Annotated in this window: 11 protein-coding genes; 4 read left to right on the top strand and 7 right to left on the bottom strand. The window is 61.1% G+C overall.

The features are described 5' to 3' along the window. Positions 1–21: 21 nt before the first annotated feature. A complete protein-coding gene (locus DMP08_RS07195) occupies positions 22–345 on the bottom strand; it encodes a heavy metal-binding domain-containing protein (protein ID WP_123192254.1) in 324 nt (107 codons plus the stop codon). Positions 346–466: 121 nt separating this feature from the next. Between DMP08_RS07195 and DMP08_RS07190 the strand changes: the two genes are divergently transcribed. Next, positions 467–2,197, top strand: a complete 1,731-nt coding sequence (locus DMP08_RS07190) for a cation:proton antiporter (RefSeq protein WP_123192253.1) — start codon at positions 467–469, stop codon at positions 2,195–2,197. 24 nt (positions 2,198–2,221) lie between these two features. Here the strand turns inward: DMP08_RS07190 and panF are convergent, their stop codons facing one another. The 3 genes from panF to DMP08_RS07175 all read right to left on the bottom strand — a co-directional run bounded on the left by panF (position 2,222) and on the right by DMP08_RS07175 (position 4,963). Continuing rightward, positions 2,222–3,721, bottom strand: coding sequence for a sodium/pantothenate symporter (gene panF, locus DMP08_RS07185; RefSeq protein WP_123192252.1), 1,500 nt, complete (start codon positions 3,719–3,721; stop codon positions 2,222–2,224). Further along, positions 3,714–3,998 carry a YhdT family protein gene (locus DMP08_RS07180; protein WP_123192251.1) on the bottom strand — a complete coding sequence of 95 codons (285 nt, stop codon included), beginning with the start codon at positions 3,996–3,998 and terminating at the stop codon, positions 3,714–3,716. Before DMP08_RS07180 ends, panF begins: the two co-directional genes overlap by 8 nt. Before the next feature lie 380 nt (positions 3,999–4,378). Continuing rightward, the gene (locus DMP08_RS07175) at positions 4,379–4,963 is read right to left on the bottom strand and encodes a helix-turn-helix transcriptional regulator (RefSeq protein ID WP_123192250.1); all 585 of its coding nucleotides are present in this window, start codon (positions 4,961–4,963) and stop codon (positions 4,379–4,381) included. Positions 4,964–5,152: 189 nt separating this feature from the next. Here DMP08_RS07175 and DMP08_RS07170 point away from each other — a divergent pair, with 189 nt between their 5' ends. After that, the gene (locus DMP08_RS07170; protein WP_244596864.1) at positions 5,153–5,980 is read left to right on the top strand and encodes a hypothetical protein; all 828 of its coding nucleotides are present in this window, start codon (positions 5,153–5,155) and stop codon (positions 5,978–5,980) included. Between the two features lie 343 nt (positions 5,981–6,323). Here DMP08_RS07170 and thrS read toward each other — a convergent pair whose 3' ends face one another. The 3 genes from thrS to DMP08_RS07155 form a co-directional block, all read right to left on the bottom strand. Continuing rightward, entirely contained in the window at positions 6,324–8,237 is a 1,914-nt protein-coding gene (gene thrS / locus DMP08_RS07165; RefSeq protein ID WP_123192249.1) for a threonine--tRNA ligase, read from the bottom strand. A gap of 141 nt (positions 8,238–8,378) precedes the next feature. Beyond that, positions 8,379–8,927, bottom strand: a complete 549-nt coding sequence (locus tag DMP08_RS07160) for a zinc ribbon domain-containing protein (RefSeq protein WP_114566982.1) — start codon at positions 8,925–8,927, stop codon at positions 8,379–8,381. 824 nt (positions 8,928–9,751) lie between these two features. Next, positions 9,752–11,224, bottom strand: coding sequence for a response regulator transcription factor (locus DMP08_RS07155; protein WP_161555435.1), 1,473 nt, complete (start codon positions 11,222–11,224; stop codon positions 9,752–9,754). A 304-nt stretch (positions 11,225–11,528) separates the two neighbouring features. Between DMP08_RS07155 and DMP08_RS07150 the strand changes: the two genes are divergently transcribed. Next, complete coding sequence (locus DMP08_RS07150; protein WP_123192247.1) at positions 11,529–13,757, top strand: FAD-dependent oxidoreductase; 2,229 nt, start codon at positions 11,529–11,531, stop codon at positions 13,755–13,757. A gap of 696 nt (positions 13,758–14,453) precedes the next feature. After that, the coding region (locus tag DMP08_RS12640; protein ID WP_420541190.1) for an IS1/IS1595 family N-terminal zinc-binding domain-containing protein at positions 14,454–14,630 on the top strand (177 nt) is incomplete at its 3' end.

The raw sequence follows: 14,630 nt of genomic DNA, 5'->3' as shown, positions 1-14,630 counted from the left end.
CCGTTTCGTCCGAGAGAAACGCTACGCCTGCTCGAGCGTGACGGCGGTGCCCGAAGCGGTAACCATCAGCATGTTGCCCTGACCGAGCACCTCGTAGTCGACATCGACGCCGACCACCGCATGAGCGCCCATTACCGCGGCGCGCTGCTCAAGTTCCTGGAGCGCTTCGGTGCGCGCCTGGGTAAGCTCCTGCTCGTAGCCTTCGCTGCGCCCGCCTACGATATTGCGAATCCCCGCGCCGAAGTCGCGCAGAAAGTTGATGCCGGTGATAACCTCTCCGAAAACGACGCCGTAATAACCGGAGATGCGGTACCCATCGACAGAGGGCGTGGTGGTAACGATCATGAAACGCTCCTTCTCGTAACTGCAGTACGTGTGCCTTCGAAGCATACCATGTCTGCCGATGCCTCATTGCGATACAATGGCACTTCATCAGGACTGACGAGAACAACGTGGAAGGGTCCTCATGCCGACCGATCTCATATCCTTGTCCATCATCGCGCTCGTCGCGGCGGCGTGCCCCATCGCCGCCAAGCTCATCCCCAACAAACTGATCCCTGAAACGGTGTTCCTGCTCATTGCCGGAGCGCTGCTGGGCCCCTACATGGCGGGCGTGGTTCAGCTGTCCGACTCCGTCGATCTGCTGGCCGATCTGGGGCTGGCGTTTCTATTCCTGTTGGCAGGCTACGAGATCAACCCCAAAAGCCTGACGGGTTCGCAAGGCAAGCGAGGGCTGATCACCTGGTTCGTATCGTTCGGCGTCGCGTTTTTGGTCATGCGATTCATCCCCGGATTCTCCGGCAATCGCTTCGAGGTTATTGCCATGGCCATCGCCCTGACCACGACCGCGTTGGGCACGCTCATGCCCATCCTGAAAGAGCGCGAGCTGACGGGCACGCGCGTAGGCGAGTCCATCCTGACGTACGGCACCTGGGGAGAGCTGTGCCCCGTGCTGGCAATGGCGCTTCTTCTCTCGTCGCGCGCCGAATGGAAAACCGTGCTGATCCTTGCCGGCTTCGTCGCGCTGTGCGTAGCGGTGGCCGTGGTTCCCGCGAAGGCGAAGAAAACCGGGCATCGGCTGTTTCGATTCCTGACCGCCAACGCCGACACCACCTCGCAAACCATGATGCGCGTGACCGTGCTGCTGTTGGTCGGCCTCATCACGCTTTCGGCGGTGTTTCACCTGGACATCGTGCTGGGAGCGTTCGCGGCGGGATTCGTGCTTCGCTACGTCATTCCGGAGGGCGACCACAGCCTGGAAACGAAGCTCGACGGCGTTGCCTACGGATTCCTCATTCCCGTGTTCTTCGTGGTTTCCGGCGCCAAGATCGATCTGATGGCCGTATTCGCGCAGCCGATGCTCCTAATCGGGTTCATCGCCATGCTGCTGCTGATCCGCGCGGTTCCCATATTCGTTGCGCTATCCACCGGCAAAGACACGCGCGACGTGTCCTCTCACAACCGCCTGACCGTGGCGCTGTACTGTACCACGGCGCTGCCCATCATCGTCGCGGTCACGTCGGTGGCCGTAAGCGCGCAGGCCATGACGCAGGAGACGGCCAGCGTGCTGGTGGCTGCAGGAGCCGTAACGGTGTTCCTCATGCCGCTGCTCGCCTCCATCACGTACCGCGTAGCCGACGCGCGCCCCCTGGAAGCCGTCAAGGAGATCCGCGAGAACCCGCGCGACATCGGCAGCATCCTGCGCGAGCATGTGGAGTTGGAACGCTTGCTGGCGCGCCAAGAAGCCGCCGCGCGTCTTGCCTCGAAGCAGCGCCGCCTCGAGGGACAGGATGCGCGCTGGGAAGACCTCGCCTTCCGTCTGCAGCGCTCTTCGGCTAGAAAGCGCCTGCTCGACGAAGCGCTCGACCTTGCCGCCCAGGAGATCGCCGCGAAGCGCGCGGCGGCAAGCAGCGAGGAGCTTCCCGCCGCCGTTGCAGCCGAGAAGCCCGCGCCCTCCCCCGCCGCAACGCGCGAGGGCGAAAACCTTACAGCCGAAGACTACCGCGCCCGTCGCCGCGAAGAGCGTCGCAGACGCCTGGCGCAGCGTGCCGTGCGCGAGTACCATCGCCGCCTTGACGAGATCGGGCGCGCGGCCGAGCGCATGGGCGCCTCGCCGGAAGAAGCCCTTCGCATCATCGAGGATCTGGAGCGCCGCGAAGACGAGGATGCGGGACGGCCCGCAAGCCGCGAGCACTAGCCGACCGGCCCGCCTATCAACCAGCTAGTCGGCATCTTCGTCCGGGAAGAACACCGCAAGCTTGCTGGACTTCGCATGTCGCGCTGCCAGGGTGCCCACGATCATGCATGCCCCCGCAACCGCGATGCCGATGACAATCTGATGCAGGTCGGCAACCTTGAAGCCCAAAGCCATCGAGGTGCAGTACGCCAGCGTCCCACCCGCCATGGACAGAAGCGCTCCCGTCTTATTGGCGCGCTTCCAGAACAGGCCGCAGACGAGCACCCAGAAAAACGCCGTTTCCAGACCGCCGAACGCGAACATGTTGATCTTCCAAATCAGATCGGGCGGCGTGACGGCCAAGGCGAAAGCGAGCACGCCAACGCCTAGCGTCACCGCTTGACTCGAAACCGCCACGCGCCTGTCTGCAGGGCGCTTTCCCGTTTTCTCGCAATGCCGCAGATACACGTCTTTCACGATGGCCGAGGAGGACGAGATCAAAAGCGACGAAACCGTCGAGATCGATGCGGCGATAGGCCCGATGATGGCCACGCCGGCCAAAACGGGCGGCAACGTGCCCACGATGGACAGCGGGATGATGTTGTCCACGCTGCCGCCGTACGCGACAAGATCGTCCGTGAGAACGCCGGCCGCCAGCACGCCCAGCGATGTGACCCCGATCATCATGGCGCCGATGATGACGGTTCCCATGATCATGGCCCGATGCAACGACTTCGTATCCTTGTAGCCCATGGTGCGAACCACCGACTGCGGCAGCACGAACGTGAACACGCCCACGAGCAGCCACTGGGTCAGATACAACCCTGCCGGCATGTTGCCGCCGGAAAACGGCTCCAACATGGCCGGATGGTTTGCGGCAATGGAGACCATGATGGCTTCGTAGCCGCCGCCTGCCTCGAGGATTCCCACCGCCAGCACGCCCATGCCCACCAGCATGGCGATGCCGCACAGCGCATCGGTCACGGCTACGCCGCGAAACCCGCCGATCGTGGTGAACAGAATGACCGCCGCGCCGAACAGGAACAAGCCCGTCGTGTACGAATAGCCCGTCACCGCCTCGAACAGCTTGGCCCCTCCCACGAACTGCGCGACCATCGTGGCGACGAAGAACACCACGATGATGAGCGCCGACAGGTTGGCGAGCAGGTCGGACCCGTACCGCGCGCGGATCACGTCGACAACGGTGACGGCGTCCAGCTTGCGCGAGACGAGCGCCATCTTCTTGCCCATGATCCCGTACAAAAGCACGAGCGCCGTCACCTGCACCACGGCCATGTACACCCAGCCGAACCCGATGGACCACGCCTGACCGGGACCGCCTACGAACGAGCTTACGGACCCGTAGGTGGCGATGGTGGTCATCGCCAGCACGAATCCGCCCAGGCCGCGGTTGCCGATGAAGTACTCCTTCACGAAACCGCCGCCCGTCGATGCGGCTTGCGCGCGTCGGCGCACGAGCAGGCTCGCGCCCAGCGCGAACAGCAAAAACAGCACCAAGGGCGCAAGCGCGATCAAACTACCCACGATCGGACGCCCCTTCCCCTTCGTCGTCCAGGTCGAAATCGACGAACACGCGCCCGCCCAGCACCACGGCTGCGACGATGGCCGCCACCCACGTTCCCAAGGTTCCTCCGATTATCCAAATCGGCGTATGAAACACCTCTATGTCGCTCCCAGATAGACCGAATCCGCAGACCAGCCATACCGCCACAATGAACACGAAGGCCGCCAGCGTAGCTTTCGCCTCACGATTGGCCTGCCTCATCTTGTCGCGATAACTCTTCAGCGGCGTCTGCGCCATGCACGCTCCTTCCTCGTTGCGTCCGTCGCACCGCAACGTTTTGCTGATATTTTGCTGATAGCATGGTACACCAACCGGAGACGGCACATGCATGCGATCGCCCGCCCCGTCGAGCGAACAGGACGGACACGATACTGAAAGTAGGAGGGATCTATTCCCAACGCTTAAAACCATAAGAAGAAGGAAACGCACCGCATTCAAGCGCAGGAAGGAATTTGCGCGCCGAAGATGGAGCCTCCCCGCAGGAGGATTTCATCAAAACAAACGTCGCACAGAGGAACCCGAAGCGCACTCGCCCGCTAGCCACACCAAGGCACGACAAACGACAGATACGAACCCCACACCAGTCGGCGCCTTTATGCCCATCTTAACACCCCCGCTCAGCACGACACCTTCTCCAGAAGATCGGCTTTGCCACCAACTCCCATCTTCGCGTAGATACGCCGCGCATGGCTCTTTACTGTGTTGAGCGACACCACCAGTTCGTCGGCCGTTTCAGCGAACGTGCGGCCCTCCGCGAGCAGGCGCAGCACGTCCTCCTCGCGGCGGGTCAAGTCGTAGGTGCGCGCGAGACGCGCGCAGGTGGCGTCGAGACCGGCGCCCCATTCCGACCCCGACACGGCGGCCGGCTCCGCGGGCCGAAGAGCCGGCCGATGAAGCTGCAGGTAGGCCACGGCTGCGGCCATGTCGCGGTTGCGCCAGCGGCGCTCGAGCGCCAGGCACAGCGGAAAGGACGCGAGACACGCGCAGGCCGCGAACGCAGCGGCCGCTTCGACGCCCTGCGCATCGCGCGCCATGAGCGATCCGATGACGGTCGCGCCGAAGCAGGCCGCCCACGCGCCCGCCGTCCGGTACGCCGCCCGATCGGCCCGCGCGCGGAAGAACGCCCGCGCCATCGCCGTGCAGAACGCGCCGTATACGACGCACACCAACGCAAGCACCGCTACCGTCGACCACGAGACCATGCGCCGCCCTCCTTCTTGCCGGTCTGCCGTTTGGATATCCCCAGCATAGCGCAAGCTCCCAGCGCGCCCAGGCAGAACGAGTGATGAAAAACTTCATCATTGCCGCTTCACGCCGGATCGTGCTAGGTTGGATGCGTCGGACTACGGACTACGGACTACGGACTACGGACTACGGAGAAGGAGCGTCCCATGAGCGCAGGACGAAGCAGGATCGTACGGACGGCCCTCGGCGCCGCCTGCATCGCGACAGCCACCGCCGTGCTTGTCTGGATGGCCCTCCAATTCATCCCCGCCGAGCCGCGAGCACAAACGACGGATCGAGAACTCCGCCCTGCGTCGATCAGCACCGTCGGTGCAAACAGCTACGAGGCCGAGTGCATCGTGGACGTGTCCTTCGGACAAACCTTCCGAACCGAGAACCTGACCCGAGGGAAATTGTTCGACGCGAGCGAGGAAGAGCGAAATTCGTGGTCTGATGAGGAGCGCGAGCGCTACCTGAGCGAATTCAATTACATCTACGATTCGGACGGCATCGAAATCGTCCCCGTAAGCATGAAGGCCGTAACCTTGGACGCGTTCGCCGAATGGTATCCCCACTACGCTCAGACAACCGGATACGCGCAGGCTCGCGAACACGAGTGCAAGATCGTGCTCATCGACCTGACTCTGACGAACACCATGGAGCACGAGCAAAGCCTTCCCGTAATGCAGCTGTGGAGCGAAGACTTCAACGGGGCGAACGACATGCTCGACAACGGCGGAGGCGGCGATTCGGGCGGTTACCTACTCGGCGAGCTGTACGGCGTCCCCTCAGAACGCGGGCTCGTCCAAAACACCCTCCCCGATGATTGGAACGTCCTTCAATCCGGCGAGACGCGCGCCATCACGCTACCGTACCTCGTGTACGCGAACACGTTTTGCGATCGGTCGGCCTACGACGACATCAACCCGTCCCGCTTCTGCCTCGCGCTGTCCGACTACGACCCGCCCACCATCTATCGCCTATGGTTAGGGTAGCTACAGGCGAGCATGCACAAGACGAACGAGTCGATGGAGATGATACGGGAAAGCTTGTCGTCGGCATCGCCGCGTCATCCCCGGGTACACAAAACGCCCCTTTCCGAGAACAAGCGCCGCATCGCCCGCTTCACGACGGCTGCCCCCAACCTCCCTGCCGTGTCTCACTAGCTCACTCACCCGTACAAGTCCGCCTTCGCCACATCGCGGCCGGGATCCAGCAACCGATGCCTCTTTTCCCACCGGTTCACCGCAGGGCGTCCGACACTAAACATGCAACGACAAAAAACGACCCCAGCGTCGTCGGCCGGGGTCGTCATCGAGCTTACTGTGCAACGCAGCTTTACAGCGCAGCTTCGCGAATCTTCTCGACCAGCTGCTCGACCGGCCAGGAGCCCAGGTCGCCCTCGTGACGGTCGCGGACCGACACGGTGCCCTCCTCGACCTCCTTATCGCCCATGACCACCATGTACGGGATCTTCTGGCTTTGCGCCTTGGCGATCTTCACGCGCATGGGCTCGTTCTGGTCGTACACCTCCACGCGGCCGCCTGCGGCCTTGAGCTTCTTGGCCAGATCGGTCGCAGCCTCCTTATGACGGTCGGCGATGGGCAGCACGACCACCTGCACGGGCGCCAGCCACAACGGCAGCGCGCCGGCGTAATGCTCGATCAGGATGCCCAGGAAGCGCTCGATGGAGCCGAAAATGGCACGATGAAGCATCCAAGGACGCTCTTCGGTGTTGTCCTCGGTGCGATAGGTCAGGCCGAAGCGCTCGGGCATGTTGAAGTCCACCTGCACAGTGGAGCACTGCCAGGTACGGCCGATGGCGTCTTTCACCTTGATGTCGATCTTGGGACCGTAGAACGCGCCATCGCCCTCGTTGATGTCGTACGCCAAACCATGGCGCGCGCACGCTTCCTTAAGCGCATTGGTGGCATGCTCCCACATGTCGTCGGTGCCGATGCTCTTTTCGGGACGCGTGGAGATCTCGGCCTCGTAGGCGAACCCGAACGTGGACATGATGTGGTCCACGATGTCGAGGATGGCCACCACCTCGTCCACCACCTGGTCGCGCGTGCAGAACACGTGCGCGTCGTCCTGGGTGAAGCCGCGGGCGCGCAGAAGGCCGTGCACCACGCCGCTCATCTCGTGCCGGTACACGGTGCCGAACTCGAAGTAGCGCAGGGGCAGGTCGCGGTAGGAATGAAGCTCGTTTTTGTACAGCATGACGTGGCCCGGGCAGTTCATGGGCTTCACGGCGTACTCGGTCAAACGCGGGTCTTCCTCGGTTCCCTCGTTGATGTTGAAGAAGTACATGTTCTCTTTGTAGAAGCCGTAATGGCCGCTGGTCTTCCACACGTCGGCGTTGTACACGTGCGGGGTGATGACCTCTTCGTAGCCGCGGTCGTACAGATCGCGGCGCAGCCATTCCTGCATGGTACGGATAACGCGCGCGCCCTTGGGCAGGTACATGGGCAAGCCCACGCCCGCCAGGGAATCCATGGTGTAGATGCCCAGCTCGCGACCCAGTTTGCGATGGTCGCGCTTCTCGGCTTCCTCCAGGTTATGCAGATGCTCTTCAAGCTCGGCCTTCTTGAAGAACGCGGTGCCGTAGACACGCGTGAGCATTTCGCGCTCGGCGTCGCCGCGCCAGTAGGCGCCGGCCAGCTTGGTCAGCTTGAACGCTCCCACCTTGCCCGTGGAAGGCAGGTGCGGGCCGCGACATAGATCGGTGAAGCTGCCGATGGTGTAGGTGGTGATGGTCTCGTCCTCGGGCAGCTCGGCGATGAGTTCCAACTTGAACGCCTGGCCGGCGAACAGCTCCTCGGCTTCGGCACGCGCGACCTCGCGGCGCTCGAAGGGTTCATCGGCCTTCACGATCTCGGCCATGCGCGCCTCGATGGCGGCGAAGTCGTCGGGCGACAGCGCGCGGTCGAGCTTGATGTCGTAGTAGAAGCCGTCTTCGATGGCCGGGCCTACGCCGAACTGCACGTCGCCGTACAGGTCGACGAGCGCGGCGGCCATGACGTGCGCGGTCGAGTGGCGCAGAAGCTCCAGGGCCTCGGGGCTTCTGGCGGTCACGATGGACACCTGCGCGCCATCGGCGACGGGAGCGCTCAGATCGACGGCCTTGCCGTCGACGACGCCGCCGAGCGCGGCTTTCGCCAGGCCAGCGCCGATGGACGCCGCCACATCGGCGACGGTAGCGCCTTCGGCCAACTCTTTAACGGAGCCGTCAGGTAGTACGATGTTCATAGCAGTTCCTTTCCTGTGCCGGGTGCGCACAAAGCACCTGCACGATCGGTTCCCGGCGGGCACGCCTTTCGCGCCCTGCCGTTGGGACGAAACAACGAAGCCGCCCCGGATTCGAGGCGGCTTCGATGAACGCGAAGAATGTTACTGCATGCCCTGCTCGGGATGAGCGGGACGTGCCTGCCTCGACTGTTGGGGCGCCGCCTGCTGCGGCTGCTGCGTTCGCGCAGGGCGCTGCTGCGGAGCGCGACGAGCGCGCGGGCCGCCGGACACCGGCGTGGCGCAGTAAGGGCATACAGTCCAGGTGGGGTCGAGGGCGTGGTTGCAGGTGCCGCACAGGTTTTTCAGACGCTGGTGGCAGTTCGGGCACAGCACGAAGTCGGCCTCTACCGGATAGCCGCAGTTCGCGCATTCGCCGTACTTCATGAGCTCGCGCTGCTTGAGAGCGATTTCGAGCTCCTGCTCGTCGCGGTCGATCTGCAACAGGGGCGGGCGGAGCAGGCAGTACGCGATAACGCCCAGCAGAGGGATGAGCGCCACGATGGCCCACACGTACCAGTACGATCCGCGCAGGTACGCATCGCGAACCACCCAGACGATAGAGAGCACGTACAGGATGACGAGCAGCACCACGACCACGGTGAAAGCGGCCTGCAGCTCGGGCGTCCACAACTGGGACAGCAGCTCGTTCATGTCAACCTCGTTTTCTTGTATCAGCTTAACGCTAGCGATCGTGCGCGTGTTCCCCCACGGAAAGCGCACGTCCATCGCACGGTACAAGCACCCGAAACGCCCGATACATGCACACGACCAGTCATTATAGCAAAGATGTCAAAAATCAAGCAGTTGTGGAGTTAATTTCCGCAAGCCGAGGGGTCGAGGGGTCGAGGGTTGGGCTGGGAACTGGATCCGCACTGGATGCGCGCTCGATCCGTGCAAGGTCCGTGCTAGGTTCGCACTGGATGCGCGCAAGGCTCGCGCTGGAACCGCGGAAAATCGCGAAAGATCCGCGCTGGACGCACGTCATCTGCGCGCAAGGTCGAGGCGCTATCATGAAGGGACGGATCACCAGGCGGCGAGGCTCCACGCCCCTTTCCACCCATGCCCCCGACGAAGGGAGAACGGGAGGAGGTGGATGCCATGACCGATTTGGCTTTGTTCGCGGCTGCGCTGCAGCTGCTTTCCAGCGTTATCGTGCTTGTTGCGGTAATAGTGGAGCGGCTCCCAATCCGAAAGGACAGGGAGCCGTAAACAAAAAAGCCAAACCGCCGAAGCGATCCGAGAGCCGCAGGGAGTTAGCGCTCCCTGCGGCTCGCAACGTAGTATACGCGAAAAGCGAACGCCGGTTCAAGCGTTAAGCGGGAGAATCCACGGCATCGCCTCGCAAGGCGCGCCTTAGGATACGTCGAGCCGGAGAAACCGCGAGCGGCCCGCAGCAGCCGAACACGCAGCGGCGGCATGCGCACCGTAGACCTCAAAGCTCGACCTTGCCCTCCCGCCTCACGAAGCCCCGCGCGCTACATCCGATCGAGGGAGACGCCGTCGAGAAGATCGAGCAGTTCTTGCTTAGAGTGGATTTTCAATTTTCGATAGATGCTCTTACTATGAGACCTGACGGTATTTTCAGAAATGAACAACTGCTTCGCGATGCTGGGAACGTCTCTTCCCTTCGCCAACACCAAGAGGATATCGCGCTCGCGCTTTGTGAGCCCCGCAGCCTCGGCCAGCAAAGAGCAGCGTTGCGCGACTTCGTCGACCACCGTGGGTGCTGCGGAGGACGCCGCCGCGACGTCGCCTTCCGGAGCCGTTGAGGCGCCACGTTCGTCCTTGCCCCTCTTGCGCGCCTGAATCGCTGCATAGGACATCGCCAGGATGTAAAACACTACAAGCACGATAACGGGCAAGGTTGCTGCGCCGAAGCTTCGCGGGTAGTATACCCAAGCCCCCAACGCCGTTGCTCCAGCGAACGCAAAGTAAGTCGCACCCGCGAACGCACCATACACGTACGGCGACCACAACCCCTGACGCTGTGCGATAGTAACGCTCGTCGACATCATGAACACCGCAACGAACGAGAACAGCACGTAAGCCAGAGTCGCCACCGCAAGCGCAAGGGAATCCCCCACGATCGAAAGCGCCAGCAGCGCTGTCACGATAACGGGAAAGAACATGCGATACAGCCCCAGGATGCCAAGCTTCCGAAAGAAAGAACGCTCGCTTCCCGGCACGAACCATGCCGCGTACAACGCAAGCGACGCAACGATAATGCACCCGCTGGAAACGATATTGATCACATCGGAGTTGTCGATCCCGTCGAGCGTAATGGTTCTTGTCAGAGCAACCGCAAACGCAATGGCGCACACGCAAACCAAAGGGCTGCCGACATCCTTCGCTATGCTCCGCAGTCCATCCCTGCGTCCGTCACGTCGAACGGCATCACCGGATGCAAGATCCGGCGTGCGCAAGGCAAGCACGCAAAGCGCAACCGCCCCAACAACAAGAACGGGAAACGCGGTCCAGAGACGACCGCCGAAAACCGCGAACAAAAGCAAATACTCCGCCGAGCCCATGGCCAGAGAAAGCAAAAGGGTCTTGGTCATTTCATCAAACGAAAGCTGCGAAAGCACGTGCTGCCATGCGAGCAAGAACAAACCGTATCCGACGCCGATGAGAGCGGAAGACAAACCCGCAATCAGCGCGCGGTCGAGCGCGCCCGACCCAACAAGCAGCAGCGCGTAACCACCGCCTACGCACATGCCCGCCGACACCAGAGCTGCAACAAGGAACCGCATCGAGGGCTTGATTCGCTTCAGGAGAATCGCGTTCAACGTAAGACCGAGCGCGATAGACAAGGGAATGGACCAATACTTCAGTATCTCCGACAGTTCCAGCTGCGTCAAAGCGCCAAGCGGCAGCCCGCCCCAAATGGTAAGTACTCCTACAAGGAGAACAGAGGACAAGCCAAGACATCTGATTGCGCGATCCTTCACGCTGCCACCTCCGCTCTTTAGCATATTCTTCACAGGCGATCCAGGCCACCACACGCCAGAACCTCCCCCGCATGCTCTCGTCCTTCTGGAGCCACATTGTAGCGTCTCTTTTCAAAATAGCCCGCGCCATGTGGCAAATCACCGCTCGCTTTTCCCCATTTCACATGGCGTATGTGAGGCGATTTTCCGCCCCGATCCCTAGCCTGTACCTATCGCCGTCGAGCGATAGCGTCATCGCCGCTCGCACGAACATGCGGCACAAGGCAAGCGAGGCGCTTTCCGAACTACAACTGGAGGAGAGAATATGGAAACCGGAGTATCAAGGCGAAGCTTTCTCGCAAGCATCGGAGCAGCAAGCATCGCCGTCGCAGGCGCTGGGCTGGTCGGTTGCGCGCCTAAATCAGACAGCGAGCAAAAAGCAGCAAGCAAGGCGGGTGCGGCCGCAGGTGCACCAAGCGACAGCAGCGCCGAACTCATCCCATCCGCGTGCCTCAACCCGCAAGACTACGACTACCGGCAGAGCACGACCGACTTCTCGACGCTCTTCTCGTCCGTAAAGATCGGCTCCATGGAATCAAGCCACCGCATGATCAAGTCGCCCGCCGGATCGGCCACGTATCTGGGCGGACTCACCGATGAGTTCCTCCAGTACTACGTGAATCTCGCAAAGGGCGGCGTTGAGATCATCTGGGTCGAAGGCGAACTCGTGTCGCTGATCACTGGCGAAACCGCCGCGCCCAACGCCGAAGAATTCTGCAAGCGCCTTGTCGACGAATGCGCCCGATACGGCGCATCGCTCGGCTTGCAGTGGGCCCAGTTCGGGCCCGACGTAGCCGAACTCACCGTAGATCAGATCCTCGCCTTCGAAGATGTCGCCGTGGATCTGGCCAAAACCATTCAGGGAATGGGGTTCAAAGCGCTCGAGATCAATGCAGCTGGCTTCAACATTGGAGAGCACTTCCTCTCGCGCTTCCATAACACCCGCACGGATCAGTACGGCATCGGCAGCCTTGAGGACCGCGCCCGTTTCATCACCGAATGCATCAAGAAGATCAAGCAAACATGCGGCAACGACTTCGTTGTGCAAATGCTCATCGACTGCGTCGAGGAGAACGACAACCTCACCAACAACGCAACGCTCATGGATCTTGACAACACGCTGACCGCGCCGAGCAACCTCGTGATCTCCATCGAAGAAGGCATCGAATTTGCAAAGCTCTTCGAAGCCGCTGGCTGCGACTCCATGCACCTGCGCCTTGGACCGCTGGGTAACCACCCCTGCCAATTCGCAAGCGATCTGTACTTTATTCTGTACGGCATCGAAGGCGCGACGGGCTACGGTACGCAGTGGGACTTCAGCCGGCACTTTCAAGGTTCGCTCATTGCCGACCACAGCGGTGCGGGCATGCTGCTCGACGTTGCCGCGCGATACAAAGAAGCGGTCAGCATCCCCTGCGGCGCCGTCACTTACATGGATCCGGCGCACGCGCCCGACTTCTTCGAGCAGGCTCTAGCCGACGGCAAAGTCGACTTCTTCATGATGACCCGCCCCCTGACCGTGGACAACGAGTACGTTGCCAAGCTCCGCGACGGCCGCAGCGACGAAATCGCCCCCTGCACGCGCTGTTTGCATTGCCATATCGGAAGTAACGAGCTGAACCGCAAGATGGGCTACTGCCGCGTAAACGCCCTTACGCAGCGTGTTATGACCGACAACGGCCCCGCCACGTACGAGCTCAATCCCGCATCTTCGCCAAAAAAGATAATGGTAGTCGGCGGCGGACCCGCCGGCATGGAAGCCGCGCGCATTGCCGCAGCTCGTGGGCACGAAGTTTCGCTCTACGAAAAGAGCAACTCGCTGGGAGGCCTTCTATCGTTCGCAAGCATGGTAAAGGGTCCCCACGAGAATCTCGACGATCTTGCCGCTTACCTCAAGCGACAACTTGAGATCAACGGCGTAAACGTGACGACCGGCAAAGAGGTTGATCAAGCGTTCATCTCCTCCATGGCTCCCGATGTCGTCATCCTGGCAGTAGGCGGCACGCGCGAAAAGACCAACATCGCCGGAAACGTACCCGTCGTTGACTTCGACTCGTTCATGACGGCTGATCTAGGCGAGAACGTCGTGATATACGGCTCGAACGCCCAAGCCTTCGACTGCGCGCTTTGGCTGACCGTCCGCAAGAAGCGCGTCGCCATCGTTACCCCGCACGCCAATGCAGACCTCGATATGCAGCAATCCCAGCACGCCATACGCTTTATGACCACGGCTCTGTACTCTCTGGGCGTAAAAGTATGGCCGGGCGCCTCGATCAAAGAAGCGAAAGACGGCAAGGTTGTCATCGCGACCGAAGTGGGAACCGAAGTGACCGTTGACTGCGACTCCATCGTCGACGGCGCTGAGATGACACCGAACACGTCTCTACTTGACGGGCTCTCGGTTTCTGAAACCTACGCGATCGGCGACTGCGAGAAGCCGTTCAACATAGCGCTCGCCATCCGTGCTGGCAACGATATCGCTCGCTCCGTCTAAAAGGATCCTTTCATCCAGACCGCATCAGGTACAGCTCCTTCCCTCCGGTCGTCAGCCCTCCCCTCCGGGCCGACGACCGGTCGTTCCAAAATCCTGCGGCCAAAGGAAAGCTCCTGCGCTCGACGCAACGCCGCAGCTTCGGCCTTAACGAATTCTTTAGACGTTTCAAGACGAATCTCGTCCCTGTCCAACGAGAAAATAGCGTCAAAGATCGCTTTTTCAACCCTATGATCCACAGGCTTCGACACGAGAAAGAAATTGCCAAAAGCTCAGTTCAATAAAAGATTCATGCCGGGCACGAGCCAAATTCGAGCCGAACGGGCGCAGGATTCGAGCGAGAAGCGCGCTGGATGCGCGCTGGATCCGTGCTAGATTCTCGCTAGACCCGCGCAAGGTCTGCGCTGGATCCATGCAAGGCTCGCGCCGAAACCGCGAGAAATCGCGAAAGATCCGCGCTGGGCGCACGTCATCTGCGGGTTAAGTTTCAAAAAGTGTGTCTATTTCTACCCTGTATTACCAGTTCATCAATAGAAAATAGACCCTAGAAGTTGTTTCGCACCAACTTCTAGGTGTTTCAAAAAGTGTGTCCGATTTCACCTTGACACGCCTGTTCAGGCAAACTTTTTTAAGCGAAAAGTTGCCAAAGAACAGGAGCAAGGGGTGAATAATCCAAAATGCGCGTTGTGTGGCGCCATTATGAAGCGCAATGGAAAGACGTCTGCAAAAACCCAGAGGTGGCGCTGTGTCAGCTGTGGGGCATCTTCGATTCGCACGATAGACAACACCGCCAAAACGCTTGAGATATTTCTCAGGTGGCTCTTCTCAAAAGATGCCGTTGCAGAATTGAAGATGAGTAGATCGACGTTTTGGCGC

Source organism: Paraeggerthella hongkongensis (genome assembly GCF_003726035.1).
Classification (GTDB): domain Bacteria; phylum Actinomycetota; class Coriobacteriia; order Coriobacteriales; family Eggerthellaceae; genus Paraeggerthella; species Paraeggerthella hongkongensis.
The sequence above is the reverse complement of the archived record's forward strand: the minus strand, read 5'-3'. Positions and strand labels throughout refer to the sequence as shown.

Bases quoted from the DNA above. Each gene is read 5' to 3' on its own strand.
- DMP08_RS07195 (WP_123192254.1), bottom strand. From the start codon at position 345: ATGATCGTTACCACCACGCCCTCTGTCGATGGGTACCGCATCTCCGGT.
- DMP08_RS07190 (WP_123192253.1), top strand. From the start codon at position 467: ATGCCGACCGATCTCATATCCTTGTCCATCATCGCGCTCGTCGCGGCG.
- DMP08_RS07180 (WP_123192251.1), bottom strand. From the start codon at position 3,998: ATGGCGCAGACGCCGCTGAAGAGTTATCGCGACAAGATGAGGCAGGCC.
- DMP08_RS07175 (WP_123192250.1), bottom strand. From the start codon at position 4,963: ATGGTCTCGTGGTCGACGGTAGCGGTGCTTGCGTTGGTGTGCGTCGTA.
- DMP08_RS07170 (WP_244596864.1), top strand. From the start codon at position 5,153: ATGAGCGCAGGACGAAGCAGGATCGTACGGACGGCCCTCGGCGCCGCC.
- thrS (WP_123192249.1), bottom strand. From the start codon at position 8,237: ATGAACATCGTACTACCTGACGGCTCCGTTAAAGAGTTGGCCGAAGGC.
- DMP08_RS07160 (WP_114566982.1), bottom strand. From the start codon at position 8,927: ATGAACGAGCTGCTGTCCCAGTTGTGGACGCCCGAGCTGCAGGCCGCT.
- DMP08_RS07150 (WP_123192247.1), top strand. From the start codon at position 11,529: ATGGAAACCGGAGTATCAAGGCGAAGCTTTCTCGCAAGCATCGGAGCA.